The 19,628-nt window shown below is 72.2% G+C and carries 2 protein-coding genes (1 of these 2 cut by a window edge); both read right to left on the bottom strand.

Features of this window, described 5'->3' with window-relative positions:
• Positions 1-11: 11 nt before the first annotated feature.
• Positions 12-10,913, bottom strand: a complete 10,902-nt coding sequence (locus WMF34_RS16600) for an SDR family NAD(P)-dependent oxidoreductase (protein ID WP_437993862.1) — start codon at positions 10,911-10,913, stop codon at positions 12-14.
• Positions 10,901-19,628, bottom strand: partial view of an SDR family NAD(P)-dependent oxidoreductase gene (locus WMF34_RS16595; RefSeq protein WP_437993861.1) — the 3' portion only. Its footprint extends 2,729 nt past the window's final position; 8,728 of the gene's 11,457 nt are visible here — the last part of the coding sequence; the start codon falls outside the window, past its right edge; its stop codon occupies positions 10,901-10,903. The genes WMF34_RS16600 and WMF34_RS16595 overlap by 13 nt, the downstream gene beginning before the upstream one ends.

Genomic DNA, 19,628 nt, shown 5'->3' with positions numbered 1-19,628 from the left:
GAGGCCGCTCGTCATACCGACACGATCCGGTGAACCAGGGGGTGGAGAGCGCGTGGCGTCGGCGCGGCGCGCTCGGCAGGCGGCCGCGGCTCGCGCGAGCCGTTCGCGGACGAGAGGCGGGCCGCGGCGTGGAAGGGATAGGTCGGGAGCCGCGTCTTCACCGGCCGCGCGCCTGGAACCATCGCGCGCCAGTCGACCGCCTCCCCGCGCGCCCACCGGGCGGCCAGCTCGTCCGCGTCGCGATCGTCCGCGCCGCGCCCGGGCCCCGCGGCCGCATACGCGCGGAGCTTGCTCTCGAGCTCGTCGAGATCGCGGACGCAGAAGACCGCCCTGTGCCGCATCGCCTCGCGCCCTGTTTGCAGCGTGTAAGCGACGCTCGCGAGGTCGGGCGCCTCCGCGCCGGCGCGCCTGCCGTCGGCCAGGAACGCCCGCAGGCTCTCCGCGTACGCAACGAGGTCGTCGCCCCTCCGCGCGGAGAGCGGGACGATCGCGACGGCCCCGGCGGGCAGGGCCGCGTGTCCGGCGGCGGCCGCCTCGGGCACGTGCTCCTCGATCACGACATGGGCGTTCGTGCCGCTCATCCCGAAGGCGCTGATCGCGCCGAGCCGCTTCGCCCCTCCGCGCGCCAGCCACGCGCGCGGACGGTCGTTGACGTAGAAGGCCCCCTTCGCGAAGTCGATGAACTCGTTGTTCTGCGCGTGGTTGGCCGACGGTGGGATCTGCCGGTGCCGCATCGCCATGAGCATCGCGACGAGGCTCACGAGGCCGGAGGCGGCGAACGTGTGGCCGAAGTTGGGCTTGACCGATCCCACCGCGCAGAAGCCCCGGGCGCTGGTGCGCCGGCCGAAGACATCCATCAAGCTGTTCACCTCCACGGGGTCGCCGAGCTTGGTCCCCGTGCCGTGCGCGATGATGTAGGTGATGTCCTCGACGTCGATCGCGTGGTCCCGGTACATCTCCTCGAGGAGCGACGCCTGGGCGAGGCCGCTCGGCGCGGTGAGGCCGTTGGTCCTGCCGTCGTAGTTCACGCCGCTGGCCCTGATCACGCCGAGGACCGTGTCGCCGTCCGTGATGGCCTGAGAGAGCCGCTTCACGACCACGGCAACGGCGGCCTCGCCGGGCACGAGCCCGTTGGCGCGCTGGTCGAACGCGTAGCACTCGCCGTCGGCGGAGAGCATCCCGCCTTGGCTGAGCGCGACGTACATCAGCGGCGAGGCGAGGACGTTCACCGCGCCGACGAGCGCCATCGAGCACTCGCCGCGTCGAACGCTCTGACACGCGGTGTGCAGCGCGACGAGCCCGGAGGAGCAAGCCGTGTTGATCGCCAGGTTCGGGCCGCGCAGGTCGAGGACGTAGGAGATGCGCGCGGCGAGGATGGCGTTGTGGTGGCTCGTCGCGAGCCCCTCCGTGCCGTCCTGCGCGCTCACCCCCTCCTCCACGCCGACGAAGACGCCGGCGCGCGTGCCGCGCAGCGCGTCGCCGGCGTAGCCTGCGTCCTCGAACGCGCGCCACGCCTCCTGGAGCATCAGCCGCTGGCGCGGATCCATCGACTGCGCCTCGCGCGGGGAGATCTCGAAGAAGAGCGGGTCGAAGCGGTCGAGCCCCCGGATGAAGCCCCCCTTGTTCGTGACGATCCGGTTGCCCGGCGCGCCGGGGCCCGCGTAGTACGGGCGAGCGTCCCAGCGCTCACCCGGGATCTCTTCGATATGCGTGCGGCCCTCGATCAGGAGCTGCCACAGCTCGTCGACGTCGCCGGCCCCCGCGGCGCGCGCCGACATCCCGATGATCGCCACGGGCTCGTCCGGCGACGACGGCGCGAGCGCCGGCCGGCTGGCTGAGGCTGCGCGCGCGCCGTGGAGGCGCTGCGCTTCTGGCTCGCGGCCGGGCTCGGCGGCGACGGCCGCCGAATCGTCCGAGCTCCCGTGGGCGTCGCGCGCCGGCGCGCGGGCGGCGCCCGGGTCGGGCGGGAGTGCGGATTCATAGAGGCGCTCCAGCGCGTCGCGGTGCTGCTCGAGCAGATGACCACAGAACTTCTCGAGCGTCGTGTAGCTGAAGAAGACGCTCGGCACGATCTCGAAGCCGAAATGCTTCGAAAGAAGGCGCGCGACGCGCGTGAGCCCGATCGAGTCGAAGCCAATATCGGCGAAGCTCGTGTCCTCGCTCAGCCGCGACGCGGGGACCTTCAACACCGCCTCGACGCACGACTTCAGATCGCGCAGGACGCGCTCCGCGGTGGACGTCGACGGCGCGCCGGCAGGCCGGGCCGGGAGATCCCTGCGCGGCGGCGCGCCGCGGGTGAGCTCGCCGTCCGTGGACGCGCCGTCTGCGCGCGCGCCGGCGTAGATGCGCGAGAGGAAGGCGTGCACGCGGCGCGGCTGCCCCGCGAACACGAGCCGCGGGCTGACGGCCGCGCCCATCGCGCGCTCCCACGCCCCCAGCCCCTCATCGCTCTCCAGGTAACGCTGACCGCTGCTCCGCAGGTACACCGCCATGCCTTCTCGCTCGGCCGTGCCCATTCCACCCGCGCGCCACAGCGGCCAGCACACCGCCACCGTCGCTCCGCTCCGCTCCCCTCTCTCTCTCAGCTCTTGCCGCATCTGCGCGTACGCCACCTGGAACCGGTTCGCGCTCGCGTAGTCGCACGACCCTCCGTCCCCCAGCACCGCCGCCGTCGATGAGAACAGGCACATGAAGTCCAGCGGATGCCCCGCCGTCACCTCATCCACCACACGCGTGCCCTCCATCTTCGGCCGCGTTATCTCCTCGACCTCTTCCCACCTCTTGTCCAACAACGCTCCACCCGACTCCACTCCTGCCGCGTGCAGAACGCCGTGGATTGAACCCCACCTCGACTCCAGCGCCTCCACCACGCACCGCATCTGCGCCGCGTCCGAAACGTCCGCCTCGTAGTACTCCGCTTCCCTCGCTCCAGCGCCCCGAAGCCGCGACAGCACACCCTCGATCTGCTCGTCACGTCCACGCCGACCCACCAGCGCAAGCCGACCCGCGCAGCGCCGCGCCAAGTGCTCCGCGAACAGCCGCCCAAGCCCCCCGGCTCCACCGGTGATCACGTACACGCCTCCGTCCCGCAGCGGCGCCTCGCTCCTCCCGCTGGGCAACGCTCGACGGACACCGAGCCGCTGACGCTCTCCTCCCTCGTGACGGATCACTCCCCCGCTCCACACCTCCCGCGCCAGCGCGCCCGCCTCTATCCCCTCCGCGCCCCCCAGCACCACACCGACGCTCAGCTCCGGCAAAACGAGGCCCAGCGACCGCTCGACCCCGATCAGCGCCGCGTCGTAGCACCCGCTCACCTCGCCCCGGACCTGACGACCCGTCAGCACGAGACGGCGCAGCAACGCTCCGCTCCCCTTCGCGCCTCGCACCAGCGCGTGCACGCCGCGCAGCCGCTCCAGCCCCCTGCCCCACGCGTACACCACGCCGCACGGCCGGCCCCCACCACCACGCGCCGCCTCCCACGCCCCTAGCCGCTCGAACACCGACCGGAACCAGACCTCGCTCGCCTCGGGCACCGTGCACCGCGCGCTTCCTTCCCAGCCGTACGCGCCGCCCACGCTCACCCCGAGCGCCTCGCTCCCGGGCTCCTCCCTCCTCAGCGCCTCCACCACCGACGCCCGCCACGCCTCGTCTCCGCCGACCACCACCCAGCGCACGCCTTCCTGGCGCCGCTCTCGCTCTTCCCACCCCAGCCGCTCCCAGGCCTCCTCGTACTCCACCACCTCCGCAGCCTCGCCCGCCTCCACTCGCGACACCTCGGCCGTGCCGGGCCCCTGCTCCAGCCGTCCGCCGCCCGCCGCTGCGCCCGACGCCTCGACCGGCGACGCAGCTCCCGCAACGACCGCGCCCTCGCCCTGCGGCAGCCAGTAACGCTCCCGCTCGAACGGATACGTCGGCAGGCTGATCCGCCGCGGCTTGCGCTCGCCGTACAGCTGCTCCCAGTCCACCTCCAGCCCGCTGACCCACAGCTCGAGGAGCTGCGCGTAGCGGCGCCGCTCGATCCACCTCGATACGACCTCGCGTAGCTCCTCGTTCGCCGCGAACGCCGATACGTCCTTTCGCTTCCGCGCCGAACCTCGATAGATCCCCGGCGCGGTTGAAGGCGACGCGACGAACGCTCCCAGCGTCGCGACCAGCTCATCGAGGCTCGATGCCACGCACGCGAGGCGCTCCTCCATCGCCTCGCGCCCCGTCTGCAGCGTCCAGGCGATCCTCGCCAGATCGCCGTCGGTGCGGCGCTGAACCCGGATCGCGCGCAGGAGGTTCCGCGCCTGCTCCGCGAGCTGCGCCTCGGTACGCGCCGACAGGACGATGATCGCCGGGGGCTGCTCCCCATCGGCGGACGGCTCTTCGGGCGCCGGGGCGTACTCCTGGATCACGACGTGTGCGTTCGCGCCGCCCGCGCCGAACGACGAGATCCCCGCGATCCGCGGGAGCTCCTCGGTGCGGCCGTCGACGACCTGGGTGAGACGCCCCCAGCTCTCGAGCTCCTGCTGCACCACGAAGGGCGTGCGATCGAAGTCGATGTTCGGGTTCGGCGTCCGCGCGTGCAAGCTCGGCACGAGCTGGCCGTGCTTCATCTGCAAGAGGACCTTCGTCACGCCGGCGATGCCCGCGGCGCTCTCGGCATGGCCGATGTTGCTCTTGAGCGAGCCGATCGCGCACCGGCGCGTGAGCGGCCCCGCGGCGCTCGCGCGGAATGCCTTGGTGAGGCCCGTGATCTCGATGGGATCGCCGAGCTCCGTGCCGGTCCCGTGCGCCTCGATATAGCTGACCGCGCGCGCGTCGATCCGGGCGCGGGCCAGCGCCATCGCGACCACCTCCGCCTGGGCATTCGGGTTGGGCACGGTGTACCCGTGTGTCCGCCCGCCGTGGTTGATCGCTGTCCCCTTGATGACACCGTAGATGTGATCGCCGTCCGCCTCGGCCCGCCGAAGGAGCTTGAGCAGCACAGCGCCCACCCCCTCCCCGGGCACGTACCCGTTGGCCCCCGCGCCGAAACTCCTGCACTTGCCGTCAGGCGACAGCATGCGGTGACTGCAGAGGATCACGTAGTTGGACGGGTGCAGGTAGAGATTGACGCCGCCCGCTATCGCGAGCTCGCACTCGCCGCGCTTCAGGTGCTCGCACGCCTCGTGGATCGCCGTCAGCGACGCCGAGCACATGGTGTCGACCGGGATGCTCGGGCCGCGGAGATCGAAGAGGTACGACACGCGGTTCGCGAGGGAGCTGAAGGACGTGTGCGGATAGGCGTCCTTTCCCGTCGCCCAGAGCGCAGGCCCGTAGAGGTCGAACCCGGTCTTCGTGATCCCCGCATACACGCCCACGCGGCCGCCGTGCCGCGACTGCAGCGTGCGCCGCGTATAGCCGGCGTCCTCGATGACCTCCCAGCAGATCTCGAGGAAGCTACGCTCCTGGGGATCCAGGCTCTCCGCTTCGCCCGGAGAGATCCCGAAGAAGAGCGGATCGAAATCCGCGAATCCCTCGAGGAAGCCGCCCCACTTGCTGTAGCTCTTCCCGTTCCCCGGCGACGACTCGGCCGCGCCGTCATAGAAACCCTCGATCGGCCAGCGGTCCGGGGGGACCTCCGTAATGCAGTCCTTCCCCGCGCGCAGGTTCTCCCAGAACTCGTCGAGGGTGCGCGCGTGCGGATAGCGGCCGGCCAGCCCGATGATCGCCACGTCGAGCTCCTGCGCAGGCAGCGCCGCCTCCGCCGGCGCGCGCTCGCCGGATCGGGCCTCCTGCGCGGCGCGCGACGGCCCCCGCGGCTCAGCGCGGGCGACATCGTCCGGCGCGCCGTCGCCCGGGCCTCCCGCCCAGCGCTGACACGCCTCGCGGTGCTCCTCGGCGAGGTGCTGCGCCAGGCCCTCGAGCGTCCGGTGCTCGAAGAAGAGCGTCTTCGAGATCGCGCCGAAGATCGCCTCCAGCCGCTGATTGAGCTGGGTGATCATGATCGAGTCGAGGCCGTACGCCTCGAACGGCTCGGCGCCGTCGATGCGCTCCGCCTCGATCGTCGTGACGACGGCCAGGAGCTCCTTGAGGCGCGCCAGCGTCGCATGAAGGAGCGACGCGCCTTCCCTGGCGACACCGCCGGTCGGCTCGGGTCGGCGCGGCGCGCGCGGCGAGGAGGGCTCGAAGAACGCCTCGAGCTTGCCCTCGTCGCCGGTCAGCACGACGACGCGCGGGCTCTTCCGCGCGACGGCCGCGGAACAAGCCGCGAGGCCGTCGCGCGTATCCAGCTCCCGGAGGCCAGCGGCGTGCATCCTCGCCTTGCCGGCGTCGGTCATCTTCATCCCGCCGTCGGCCCACAGCGGCCAGGCGATCGCGAGGCTCGTCCCGTGTCGGCGCCCCTCCTCGACGAGCCCGCGGCGATACTCGACATAGGCGTCCATGAAGGCGTTCGCCGCGGCGTAGTCGGCTTGCCCCGGATTGCCGTACACACCGGCGAACGCGGAGAAGCACACGAAGTGGTCGAGCGGAAGGTCGCGCGTCGCCTCGTCGAGGTGGACCAGGCCGGCGACCTTCGGGCGGAGGACGTCGTTCACCTCCTCCGGCGTCTTTCTCGGCAAGAGCGCGTCGCGCGTCGTCCCGGCCGCGTGGAGGACGCCCGTGAGCGCGCCGTGGCTCGCCCGTACGTGCTCGATGAGCCCGTCGACGTCCCGCGCGTCGCCCACGTCGCGTCGCTGGTCGTCCACGCGCGCGCCGAGCGACCGCAGCGCGTCGAGGCGGGCTCGCTGCTCGCCGCTCGGCGCGGATCGGTGGACGAGGACGAGCGTGGAACCTCGCGTGCTCTCCGCGATGGCCGTGGCGAAGAGGTAGCCGAGGCCGCCGAGGCCGCCGGTGATCAGGTAGACGCCGCCGTCCCGCCAAGGCGCCTGGATCGTCCTGGGATCGTCGAGACGCGCGGCCCGCTCGAGCCGCCGCACCCACCGGCGGCCGTCGCGGTAGAGGAGCTCCGGCTCGTCGACGTCGCGCGCGTCCTCAAGGAGCGCGCGCGGGAGCACGTCGACCGCGCCTGCGTCGCCGAGCTCGAGCGTCTGCGTCGCGAGCCGCGGGTTCTCGCGGCTCGCCGTCTTCAGCAGCCCCGAGAGCCCGGCGAAGCACGCCTCGCGGCGATCACCGCCGGTCGCGACGACGAGCTGCACGAGCGACGATCGCCCTCCGCCCTCCTCGAGCGCGAGCCGCACGCTCCGGAGGGCCGCCACGGCCGCGCGCTCGTACCGCTGCGCGAGCGAGCCCTCCCGCGGCGCCACGACCTCGCAGCGCGCGCGCGGTAGTTGCTCGCGGAGCGCACGGAGAGCGGCCTCCGGGAGCTCGCCCGCGATGAGCACCCGGTGCGCCGCGAAGTCGACGTCGCGCATGCGCGCGCCGTCCCCGGCAGCGGGCTGCGCCCTCCAGGCGGGGAGCGCGAGGAGCGTCGTCGCGCGCTCCGCCTGGGTGGCCCCCTCCAGCGCCGACGCCGCGCCTGCCCGGCCGCGCGCCTTGACCCAGTACGCCTCGCGAGCGAACGGGTATGTCGGGAGCGGCACGCGCCGGTAGGCGCCGGGTGCGAAGAGGTCCGCGTAGTCGAGCGCGTACCCCTGGACGAACAGGTCGCCGACGACCTCGAGCCGCTCGATGTAGTCGCGCCCCGCGACCTCGCCCCGGCGGCACTCGAGGATGCACTGATTGCCATACCGCCTGAGCGAGGGGCGCTCCCGGCTCTCGTTGTCCTTGAAGTGCCCCGCCAGGACGCCCGGCGCGCTCTCGCTCTCGATCCACTGGCCCAGGGCGCCGACGAGCTCGTCGAGGCTCCGCGAGACGCACGCCAGGCGGTGCGCGAGGCGCTTCCGACCGACCATCAGCGTAAAACACACGTCGCCCAGGTCCGCGTGCGGGCGCGCCGCCACGTGGTCGAGCAGGTTGCGCACCTGGGTCCGGAGCTGCTCCTGCGTGCGCGCAGAGAGCACCAGCAGGTGGCCGGGACGCTCGACGCGCTCCGGGCGGCGCACCGGGTCGGCCTCCTCGACGACGAGGTGCGCGTTCGTGCCGCTGAAGCCGAACGAGCTGACGGCCGCGCGGCGCTTCTTGCCCGCGTCGCAGCCCCAGTCGGTGAGCGTCGTGTTCACGTAAAAGGGGCTCGCCTCGAAATCGATCGCGGGGTTCGGCTGGGCGTAGTGGACGGCGGGCGGCAGCTGCCGATGCCGGAGCGCGAGGAGCACCTTGAGCAGCCCGGCGATCCCTGCCGCAGCCGCCGTGTGGCCGATGTTCGTCTTGATCGAGTCGACGGCGCAGAAGCGCGTCCTCGACGTGTCTTTGCGGAACGCGCTCGTCAGCGCGCGGAACTCGACCGGGTCGCCGAGCTTCGTGCCGGTGCCGTGCGCCTCGACGAGCTGGATGCTCTCGGCGTGGATGCCGAACGTGTCGTACACCTGCCGCTCGAGCCGCTCCTGGGACAGGGCGCTCGGCGCGGTGATCCCGTTCGTGTTGCCGTCCTGGTTGACGCCGGAGCCGCAGATCACGCCGTGGATGTGATCGCCGTCGGAGATCGCGTCGCACAGCCGCTTGAGGAGGACGACGCCCACGCCCTCGCCGGGGACGAAGCCGTCGGCCCTCGCGTCGAACGTGTAGCAGCGGCCGGAGGGCGACAGCATCCCCGCACGCCCCGCGAGGAGGTAGAACCCGGGCGTCGTCTGGAGGAACGCGCCGCCCGCGAGCGCCATCTCCGTCTCGTGGTTCCAGAGCCCCTGACAGGCGAGGTGGGTCGCGACGAGCGCGCTGGAGCAGGCCGTATCGACCGTGATCGCCGGCCCTTGCAGGTTCAGATAGTACGAGATCCGCGCCGACAGGATTGACCCTGCGTTGCCCCACATCGCCTGCGGCGGCGCGTCCTCACCGAGCAGCGTCTGGTAGTCCGTCACGTTGTAGCCGACGTAGACCCCGCAGCGGCTCCCGCTCAGGCCGTCTCCCGCATAGCCGCCGTCTTCGAGGGCCTTCCACGCCTCCTCGAGGAAGAAGCGCTGCTGCGGATCCATCGTCGTCGCTTCAGTGACCGAGATATTGAAGAACAGCGGATCGAATCGGTCGATGCCGTTCAAGAGCCCGCCGTGGCGGCAGAAAGGCTCTCCAGTGGCGGTCTGCTCCGGCAGCCGCCAGCGCGTGACGGGTCGGACGAGATCGGCGCCGGCCGCGAGGTGCCTCCACAGCGCGTCGAGATCATCCGCCTCGGCGAAGCGGCCGCTCATGCCGATGACTGCGATCGGCTCGCGCCGGTACGCGGGCTCCGGTGACGGCGCGTGGCCCTGCGAGGACACCGTCGACGCGGCGGCGCGCTCGCGCGCGTGGCTCGCCGCGCTCCCGGACGCGTCGGGCGCGCTCGCGAACGCTGCGATGGCAGCGCCGCCGTTCATCGAGGACGCGCGCCGCGGCTCGCTCGCAGCGGCCCGGCCGCCGTCGTTCGTGGCCCGCCGCGCGCGGAGCTCGGGGCCCCACGCCGAGAGCATGTGCTCGGCTAGGCGCTGGATCGAGCTGAAATCGTAGAGGTGCGTCGTCTCGAGGCGGATGCCGAAAGCGCCGTTGAGCTGCTGGATCAGCCGCACGCCCGAGATCGAGTCGACCCCGTAATCGCCGAACGCATCGTGATATCCAATCTGGGAGATCGGCACGCGCAGGTTGATCGAAAGCTGCGCGGCGATCGCTCGCCGAACCTCATCGGCCAGCGCGTCGTCGTCCACATTGACCGGCTCCCGCGGCACCGGCGCCTGCGCCTCGGGGCGGCGCGCCTCCGTGCTCGGCGCGATCTTCTTCGCGTGCGCCGACGCTGGGCGGATCACCCCATCACTCCGCGCCATGATGATCTGCTGGCCCAGCGCCGACGCTTCGGCGGCCGGCCAGCGGACGCGATCGAACCCTTCCTCGGTCAAGAGCGCGTTCCAGCCGTCGATCGACAGCGCCGGGCACCCCTCGATCCGCAGCTCCGGATCCTCGACCAGCCACCACCCCTCGGTGAGCCCGAAGGTCAGGTGGGCGAACAGGCTCTTTGCCACGATCTCGTTGATCAGCAGCGCGCCGTTGCGCTTGAGCGCCGCCTTCGTGTGGCGCACCGTCGTCCGGATGTCTTTCGTCGCGTGCAGGACGTTGGCCGCAATGACGATATCGTAGGTCCCAAGCGAGAGCCCCTGGGCCTCGAGCGGCTGCTGGATGTCGAGCAGCCGATACCGGAGGTAGGGCCGGCCCGCGCCATAGGCATCCTCGGCGTGCAGGAGGAACGCCTTCGAGACGTCCGTGTAGGTGTACGTCCCGACGAGGTCCTGGAGCGGTCTGAGCGCCTCGAAGACGACCTCGCTGGTGCCGCCGGTCCCCGCGCCGATCTCCAGGATATGCAGCGGCTCTGTGTGGCCGTACGCCCGCCGCGCCTCGATCAGCGACGCGACGCGCTGCGCGAGCACGCCATTGAAATAGTCGGCCTGCGGGTTGTTCTTGTAGACCGCCTCGACCCTCGACATCGACGCGCCGGGGAAGAGGACATCCGTCGCGCGGCGCCGCCCGGTGAGGATGTCCGGCAATGCCTCGAGCGTCGCCTGGACCAGGTCCGCTTGTTTGACCAGCCCCGCCTGCTCGACGCGCCCCTCCGTGCGATATCGCTCCCAGCGCGCCCAGAGCGCGTCGAGGTCGCCGACGGCCGCTCCCGCGGCCGGGTATCCGTGGCGACGGAGGAGGCGCTCGGTCTCATCGAGCCAGCGCGCGTACAGCGGGCGGGCGCGCGCCGACTCGCGCCAGCCGTCGCCGGTGAGCCGCAGCCCGGTCCTGTCGAGCTGCCTCCACACGATCGCGAGCAGCAGCGTCGTGATCTCCTCGTACGCCGCGTCCTGCTCCGAGCTGGGGAGCGGCGGCGCGAGCACGGTTATTCGGCCCACATTGCCTCCATGGCGGGCGCCGTCTGCGCCGCCAGCGTCGTCTCCACGACCCCCATCGCTCTCATCGTCGGCCCCTCCTGCGGCGCCGGCGTCGTCTCCACGGCGGCGGCCGCCGAGCGCTCCGTCGCCCCGATCCACTTCACGACCGCGAGCTGCCGGACGGGCAGCCGCAGCAGCGTCTCCACCGCGTCCATCCCCTCGTCAGGTTCGATCGACCCGATCCCCGCGCCCGCCATTCGTCTCCGATGTCCCTCGTCCGCGACGCTGCCGGTGCTGCCCCAGTAGCCCCAGTTCACGACCTTGACCGGGCACTTCCACGCCTGGCCCAGGCGCTGCGCGAAGGCGTCGCTGAACGTGCAGCCAGCCGCGTAGTTGCTCTGCCCCGGCGCCTTGACGAACGTCTGCATCGAGGAAAAGAAGGCGACGAAGTCGAGGTCGTCCTCGCCGAACGTCTGCGCGAGCCGCACCGCGGTATCGACCTTCGCGCGGAGCCCCGCCTCGAACTGCCGCTCTTCCATGCGGGCGAGGCTCCGATCGCTCAGGACGAGCGGACCGTGCACGACGCCGTGGATCCGGTCGAAGCGGGACAGCACGTCGCGGCGGGCGCGCGCGAGGGCCGACGCATCGGCCGCGTCGGCCTGGATGTACACCGGCCGGGGGCCGAGCCGGGAGATGCGATCCGCCTTGGCGTCGATCGTGGCGTCGAGGGCGCGGCGGCCGAGCCACACCACGTTCGCGTGGTACTCGCGGACGAGGTGCTCGGTCAGCGCCTCCCCGAGCCCGCCGGCCCCGCCGATCACCACGTAGACGCCGCCGCGACGGAAGGCGGCCGACGCCTGCTCGGCGGGGACCTCGAACGGCAAGAGCCTCTGCCGGTACCATCGGCCGTCGCGCCACGCGGACGCGTCGCCGTCGGGGTCCGCCTCGAGGTGCAGTGAGTCGATGAGGATGCGGGCCGCCCGGTCCACGGCGAGCGGCAGGTCCACGAGCCGGACCGACCAGCTCCGCAGCTCCTTGGCGAGCGACCCGATCAGGCCGTGCACGCTCGCGTGCGTGGGGTACACGAACTCGCCGTGGACGCCTTGCGTCTGCCAGGTCACGACGTCGATCCGGAGCGGTCTCCCGCCGTACCCCAGCGCGAGGAGCGCCTTGATCCATCGGAACCCGAAGAGCGCCCCCGCGGACTGCGCGGCGATGTGCTCCTCCGCCGCGACGGAGCTCGCGCTCTCCTCCGGGAGCAGCCAGATCACCGTGTCGATCGGGGCCGCGCGCAGCGCCTCGACGAGCTCATCGATCGACGCGTCGCACGGCGCGTCCACGAAGCGGGCGCGCGGCGCGCGCGCCGCGAGCGCATCTCGGAGCGGGCCGGGCCGGGCGCCGAGGACGGCGATCCCACGCTCCGGTCCGAGCCCGGCGCCTCGAGCCGGCGCCTGCTCCACGATCTCCCAGCGCGGCGCGAGCATCTCGAGCGGCGTTACGCGGCCCGGCACCGGCGGCGCCACCTCCGGCGCGGCGCCGCTGTCGACCCAGCACCTCTGCCTCGAGAGCGGATAGGTCGGCAGCCGCACACGCTGCGGCGTGGCTCCGTCGCCGTACGGCTCGCTCCACGCGCAGGCGCCGCCGTCGACCCAGCGCGCGAGAAGCTCCGTCGGTGTGGCGCCGCCCGCTGTCTCCCGCCGCGCCGCCCCCACCGGACGTGCGTTCTTCGCCCGCCCGCGCGCCAGGTTCGGCGAGAGCGGGCCGCCGTCGAGGAACGCGCGGAGGCCGCTGCGCAGCGCGTCCAGCGAGCTGGCGGCGATACCGAGCCGCTCCTCGAGGTGCGCGCGCCCCACGCGAAGCGTGTACGCGATGTCCAGGAGGTCATCGTCGGTCCAACGCGGCGACGAGAGCGCATCTCGAAGCCGGCCCGCGAGCGTCTGGAGCTGCGCCTCGGTCTTGGCCGAGAGGACGACGAGCGCGGGGTTGCTCGGCGTGACGCGTCGCCCGGGCCGCCGCGTCGGGGCGACGTACTCCTCAATCACGAGGTGCGCGTTCGTCCCGCTGAAGCCGAACGAGCTGACCGCCGCGCGCCGCGGGGAAGCACCGTCCCGCTCCCAGGGCCTCACCTCGGTGTTGACGTAAAATGGCGAATCCTCGAACGAGAAATGGCTGTTGGGTCGGGTGAAGTGCAGCGTGGGGACGAGCCGCCCGTGCTGCATGCAGGCGAGCACCTTGTGGACACCGGCGACGCCTGCCGCGGCGGTGGTGTGCCCCACGTTGCTCTTCACCGAGCCGAGCGCACAACGGCGCCCGTCGCGCGCTCCGAAGGCGGCCGACAGCGCCGCGAGCTCGATCGGATCGCCGAGCTTCGTGCCGGTGCCGTGGGTCTCCACGTACGAAATGGTCCGGGGATCGATCCCGAAGCGCGCGTAGACGTCTTTCAGGAGCGCAGTCTGGCTCTGCACGCTCGGCGCGGTGATGCCGTTCGTCTTGCCGTCCTGGTTGACGCCAGAGCCGATGATGACGCCGTGAATGAAGTCGCCGTCGCGCTCGGCGTCCGGAAGGCGCTTGAGCACGACGACGCCGACGCCCTCGCCTGGAACGAAGCCGTTCGCCGCCTCGTCGAACGTCTTGCAACGTCCGTCGGGCGACAGCATTCCGGCCTCGCACATCGCGATATAGGCGTCCGGAGTCAGGTAGAGGGTGACCCCGCCTGCGAGCGCCATCTCTATCTCCCCCGCCCGCAGCGCCTGGACGGCCAGGTGAATCGCGACGAGCGACGACGAGCACGCGGTATCGACAGGAATCGCAGGTCCCTTCAGGTTCAGGTGATATGCGACCCTCCCGGCGCCGATCGCGGCGCTGTTCGCGGTCGCGCTCCTGCGTCCGCTCTGCGCGACGATCTGCGTGTACTCGCTCCCCATGATGCCGAGGTAGACACCGCAGCGCGCGCCGTCCAAGCGCGACGGCGAATACCCCGCATCCTCGAAGGCTTTGTAGCTCTCTTCGAGGAACAGGCGGTGCTGCGGGTCCATCAGATCGGCCTCCGCCGGGCTGATGTTGAAGAACAGCGGATCGAAGCGGTCGACGTCCTCGAGCGCCGCGAGCCACTTGCAGTACACCTTCCCCGTGGAGGGCACGGCGGGGTCGTAGTAGCGCTCCACGCTCCATCGCGAGGCGGGCACCTCTGCCACGGCGTCGACGCCCCTGGCGAGGTTGCTCCAGTATTCGTCGAGATCTCCGGCTCTCGGGTACCGCCCCGACGCGCCGATCACCGCGATCCTGCACGCGGCCTCGCCCGGTCCCGCCGCGATGACGCGCTCGCGAACTGCGACGCACGCGACCGCGTCGGACGCGCGGCGCGCTTCGACCTCGAAGCTGGCCTCGGGCTCATGGCGCGCCGCGACCTGGCGCTCTGCGGCGTCTTCGCGCGCACGCCGCGCCGCGGCCTCGCGCTCGGCTGCGCCTTCGCGTTCACGCCGCGCCGTGCTCTCGTGCGCGCCGGCGCGCTCCGCCGCGGAGATACCGTCGACGGCGGCTCGCACAGCGGTCGCGTCGAGCGTCGCGAGGTGCTCGGCGAGCTGGTGAATCGTCGGGTGGTCGAACAGGACCGTCGCCTTCAGATCCAGGTGAAATGTCGCGTTGATCCGGCGCACCCACTCGACGCTGATGACGGAGTCGACGCCGTGATCGACGAAGAGCCTGTCCGGATCGATGTCGGACGCGTCCGCGTACAGCGCGGCGGCGAGCGTCTGTGTCAGCCCCGCCACCAGCTCCTCCACCGGGCGCGGCGCGACCTCAGGGATCGAGATCTCATGCTGGGCGCCACGCGCGGGCAGCGCCGGGCTCGCGGGCGCTTCGGGGACCTCAGGCGCTGGCCCGGGCGCGGCTCGCAGGTCCGCGCGGGCCGACGTCATCAGGCCCGACACGTGCGCCGATAGCCGGGTGAGCGTCGGGTGGTCGTAGAGCGTCGACGCGGTGAGGGGGACATCGAGCTCGCGCTCGATCGACCGCGCCCACTCTACGCCGATGACCGAGTCCAGCCCAAGGTCGTTGAAGACAGCGTCCTGATCGAGGTCCGCTTCGTCCGTGCACAGGGCGCGCGCAAGGCTGGCGCGCAACCGACCGGTCAGCGGCTCTCCGCCGGACGCAGGCGGCTCGTCCGAAGCGCGGCGAGCCACGGCGGCGGAAGCAGGCTCCGCGCGGAGCGGGCTCAGCGAGATGGCGACGGGCGCGCTGCGCGCCGCGGAGGACGCGGCGGTGTCCATGGCAGCGGGCGGAACGAGCGCCACGAGCGAGATCGGCGCCGCGTCGGCTCGGATCTCCGCGGCGCGCTCCTTGGGCGCGCTCCGGGCGATCGGCGGGCTCGCCGCGTCGGAGCGGACCGCCGCGTCCGCGCCAGCCAGCGCGATCGAGGTAGGAGGCGAAGCCGGCCGGCTCGGCGCCGTCGCCGGAGGGGCCGCGCTCGGCGCCGGCCACGGGCCCCAGTACCTCTTCATCGCGAACGGGTACGGCGGCAGGCTCACGCGTCGCGGCCGGACGCCGGCCGGCGGCACCTGGTCCCAGTCGAACGTGAGCCCCTTGACCCAGAGCTCGACGAGCCTGGAGAGCTTCCCTCGCTCGAGCCATGCGCGAACGAGGCCGCGGAAATCGTCGTCTTGCGCGAAGACGGACACGAGCTCACCGCGGCCCTCCGCCACGCCTCGAACCCAGTCACCGAGGTCGGGCGGCTCCGAGCACGCGCGCTCGAGGCGCTCGAGGAGCGACGACATCGTCGTCACCGTCGTCGCCATCCGCTCCTGCATCGGCTCGCGGCCGACCTGGAGCGTGTACGCGATCGACGGCAGATCGCGCTGCGTGTACCCCTCGCGCCGGATCGCCGCGAGGAGGTTGCGCGCCTGCGCGCGGAGCTGCGCCTCGGTCGCCGCCGAAAGGACGATGACCACCGGGGCGTCGCTGACGGACGTCGGCGCGTCGTCGAGCTCGACGTGCTCTTCGATGATCAAGTGCGCGTTGGACCCGCCCGCCCCAAATGCAGAGATCGCCGCGATCCGGGGGGCTTCGCGCTCGACGCCGTCGACGCGCAGGCGCGGCCGCCGCCACGCTTCGAGCTCTTGCTGCACGCGGAACGGAGTGCTGCCGAAATCGATGTAAGGGTTCAGCGTTCGCGAGTGCAGGCTCGGGACGAGCTGACGGTGCTTGAGCTGGAGCAGCACCTTCGTCACGCCAGCGATGCCCGCCGCGCTCTCGCAGTGACCGATGTTCGACTTCACCGAGCCGATCGCGCACGTCTGCACGATCGCCTCGCCGCTCGCCCGTTGGAACGCCTTGCTCAGCCCGGCGATCTCGATCGGGTCGCCGAGGCTCGTCCCCGTCCCGTGCGCTTCGACGTAGCTGATCGCGCGGGGATCGACCCGCGCCTTCTCGATCGCTGCGAGGATCAGGTCGGTCTGCGCCGTGGGGTTTGGCACGGTGTAGCCGTTCGTCTTGCCGCCGTGATTGATGCTGGTCCCCTTGATCACGCCATAGATGTGGTCGCGGTCGGCGATCGCACGGGAGAGCGGCTTGAGCAGCACCGCGCCGACCCCCTCGCCGGGGACGTAGCCGTCTCCGCCTGCGCCGAAGCTCTCGCACCGCCCCGTGCTGGAGACGAACTGCCCCTGGCTGAGGCCGAGGTATTTGTTCGGGTGAATCGACGCGTTCACGCCGCCCGCGAGCGCCAGCTCGCATTCGCCCTGCTGGAGGCTCTGGCAGGCGAGGTGGATCGCGGTGAGCGACGACGAGCACATCGTGCTCAACGTCAGGCTCGGCCCGTGGAAGTCGCAGAAGTACGAGACGCGGTTCGCGATCGACGACAAGGTGCCGCCGGGGATGTAGGGCTGGGCGACCTCCGCCGACGGCGTGCTGTACAGGTGATACTCCTCGTACATCACGCCGGCGAACACGCCCACGCGGCCGCGGACCGCGGGCCCGCTCAGCGCTTCGCGCGTGTAGCCCGCGTCCTCGAGCGTCTGGTACGCGCACAGGAGAAAGAGCCGCTCCTGCGGGTCCATGAGCTGCGCTTCGCGCGGCGAGATGTTGAAGAAGAGCGGATCAAACTGGTCGATCCCCTCCAGGAAGCCACCCCATTTGCTGTAGCTCTTTCCGGGCTTCCCTCGCTCCGCGTCGAAATAGGCGCGGTGGTCCCACCGGTCGCGCGGGATCTCGGTAATGCAGTCCTTGCCCGACCTCAGGTTCTCCCAGAACTCCGCGAGATCGTTCGCCTGCGGGTAGCGGCCGCTCAGGCCAATGATCGCAATGGCCGCCTCGCGCTCCTCGCCAGCGCGGCCGCGCGACGGGAGGCGGCGCGTACGGCGGCGCGCCGGCCCTGCTCCGGCGGAGACCGCCGTCGCCGGCGCGGCCGGGGCGGTCGCCCCGCCGAGCAGTGAGCCCAGCGTCGCCGCGTGGTGCTCGACGAAGTAGTCCGCCAGCTCGCGGACCGTCTTCGCCTCGAACAGGAGCGTCTTCGACAGCGGGCCGAACACCGCCTCGAGCCGATCCGTGAGCTCGACCGCCATCACCGATTCGATGCCGTACGTCTCGAACGACGCCGCCGCGTCGATCCGCTCGACCGGAAGCTTGATCACCGGGGCGAGGAGCTTCTTCACCTGCCTCAGCGCCTCTTCGCGGATCGCCGGAGTGGACGCGTTCGCCGGCGATGCGGCCGCAAGATCGCCGGGCGACGGCCGGTTGGAGCGGGCGAGGAGCGCGCCGCGGATCGCGCGCGCGTCGCCGAACAGGACCACCACGTGGCTCGGGCGCCCGGGATCGCGGATGCATCGCGCCAGCGCTGCGAGCCCGGCGGCGGTGCCGAGCGGGGTGAGCCCATCGCGCCGGAGCCTGGCCTCGACGGCGGAGTCGACGTGCATCCCGCCCTCGGCCCACAGCGGCCAGCCGATCGAGATCGTTCGGCCCGAGCGGGCGCCCCGCTCCACCTGCTCGGCGCGACGCCTCGCGTAGGCGTCCATGAAAGCGTTCGCCGCCGCGTAGTCGGACTGGCCAACGTTCCCCATCGCCCCTGCGACGGACGAGAAGCAGACGAAGCAGTCGAGGGGCTCGCCTCGTGTGGCCTCGTCGAGGTTGGCGATCCCCGCCACCTTCGCGGCGAACACCCGGCGCAGCTCGTCGTCTGTCTTCCGCACGAGGAAGCTGTCCTCGACGACGCCGGCGGTGTGGACGACTCCGTCGAGCTGGCCGTACGTCGCCCGGACATGGCGGACGAGATCCTCGACGGCGGCGCGGTCGGCGACGTCGACGCTCCGGTACTCGACCCGCGCGCCGAGGGCGCGGAGCTCGGCGAGCTTCGACTGGCCATCCGAGCCCACGACAGGCGACCGGCCCGTGACGACCAGCGCCGCGCCGCGGCTCGCGCGCGCGATCGACGTCGCCACGACGAGCCCGAGCCCACCCAGGCCGCCGGTGATCCAGTACACCCCGCCGTCGCGCCAGGGGGGAGCCGCCCCGTCGCTGGCGTCGAGGCGAGCGAGCTCCACGAGCCGCCGCACCTCGCGGCGCTCGCCTCGGTACCGGATCTCGTCCGCGTCGAGGCGCGCTGCCTCGTCGTCGAGCACGTCGAACCACCCGTTCGCCGACGCCGGCTCGCCGATCGTGATGTGCTGTGTGACGAGGTGCGGGTTCTCCCGGCTCGCCGATTTCAACATCGCGCTGAGGCCGGCGTAGAGCGCGCCTTCCTCGGGGTCACTCGACGCGACGACGACCTGCAGCAGGCGACGCCGGGCTGGCGCGCGCACCAGGAGCGCGCGGAGGACCCCGAGCAGCGCAGCGGCAACACGCTCGTACCTCTCGGCGAGCGAGCCGGTGCCCGGCGCGATGAAGTGAAGCTCGCCTCCGCGCAGCTGCCGCTCGAGCGCCGCTCGCTGCTCCGAGCCGAGCGCGCCGACGACAAAGAGCCTCCGGTCCTCGTCGGCGATGGCCGCGTGGGCACGCGCGCCGCGCGCGGGCTCCTCGGCCCATCGCGGCTCGAGGAGCATCGTCTCTGCGCGCGGCGCGTCGCTCATCACGCGCAGGGTCAGCCCATCGAGCTGCGCGCGGACCTCGCCCAGCTCGTCGCATAGGCTGATGTCGATCGCCCTGACGTCGTCGTCGGGGCTGCTCCCGTCGCGGAAGCGGAGCCAGGCGTACGCGCGCTGCGGCGTCGGGCCGTAGAGCGACAGCGCCGCGAGCCCTGAGGGAAGCGCGGGACGGCTCGCTCGTTCGCTCGCTCCTCCCGCGGGGAGCGCGAGGCCGACCGCGGCCTGGATCGCGCCGTCGACGATGCTCGGGTGGAGCTGGAACTCCCCCGCCGCGCCGGCGACGCACTCCGGGATCGCCAGCCGGGCGAGCACCTGCGGGCGCCCCGCGGCGTCGCTCCCGACGCGGAGCTCCTCGATGCTACGATGCGCGGGGCCGTACTCGAGCCCGGCCGCCCCGAGCGCCTCGTACGCGCGCTCGGGCGCGAGCTCGGCGCGCGAGCACGCCTCGCGCAGGCGCGAGAGGTCGAGCGCCGGTGGACGTGCGGCAGCGACGACGCGCGCGAGGCCGCGGCAGTACACGACGTCCGCGTCGTCGCCGGGTCCGCTGTGGATCTCGAACTCCGCCTCCGTCTCGCTGCTGGCGATCACGTCGATCTGCACCATGCGACCCCCCTGGGCCACGGCCAGCGGCCGGAGCCACGCGACGCCCGCGAGCGTGACCGCG

It is taken from the genome of Sorangium sp. So ce145, from assembly GCF_051525985.1.
GTDB lineage: Bacteria > Myxococcota_A > Polyangia > Polyangiales > Polyangiaceae > Sorangium > Sorangium cellulosum_B.
Note: the sequence above shows the minus strand (reverse complement) of the source record. Positions and strands in the feature narration are given on the sequence as shown.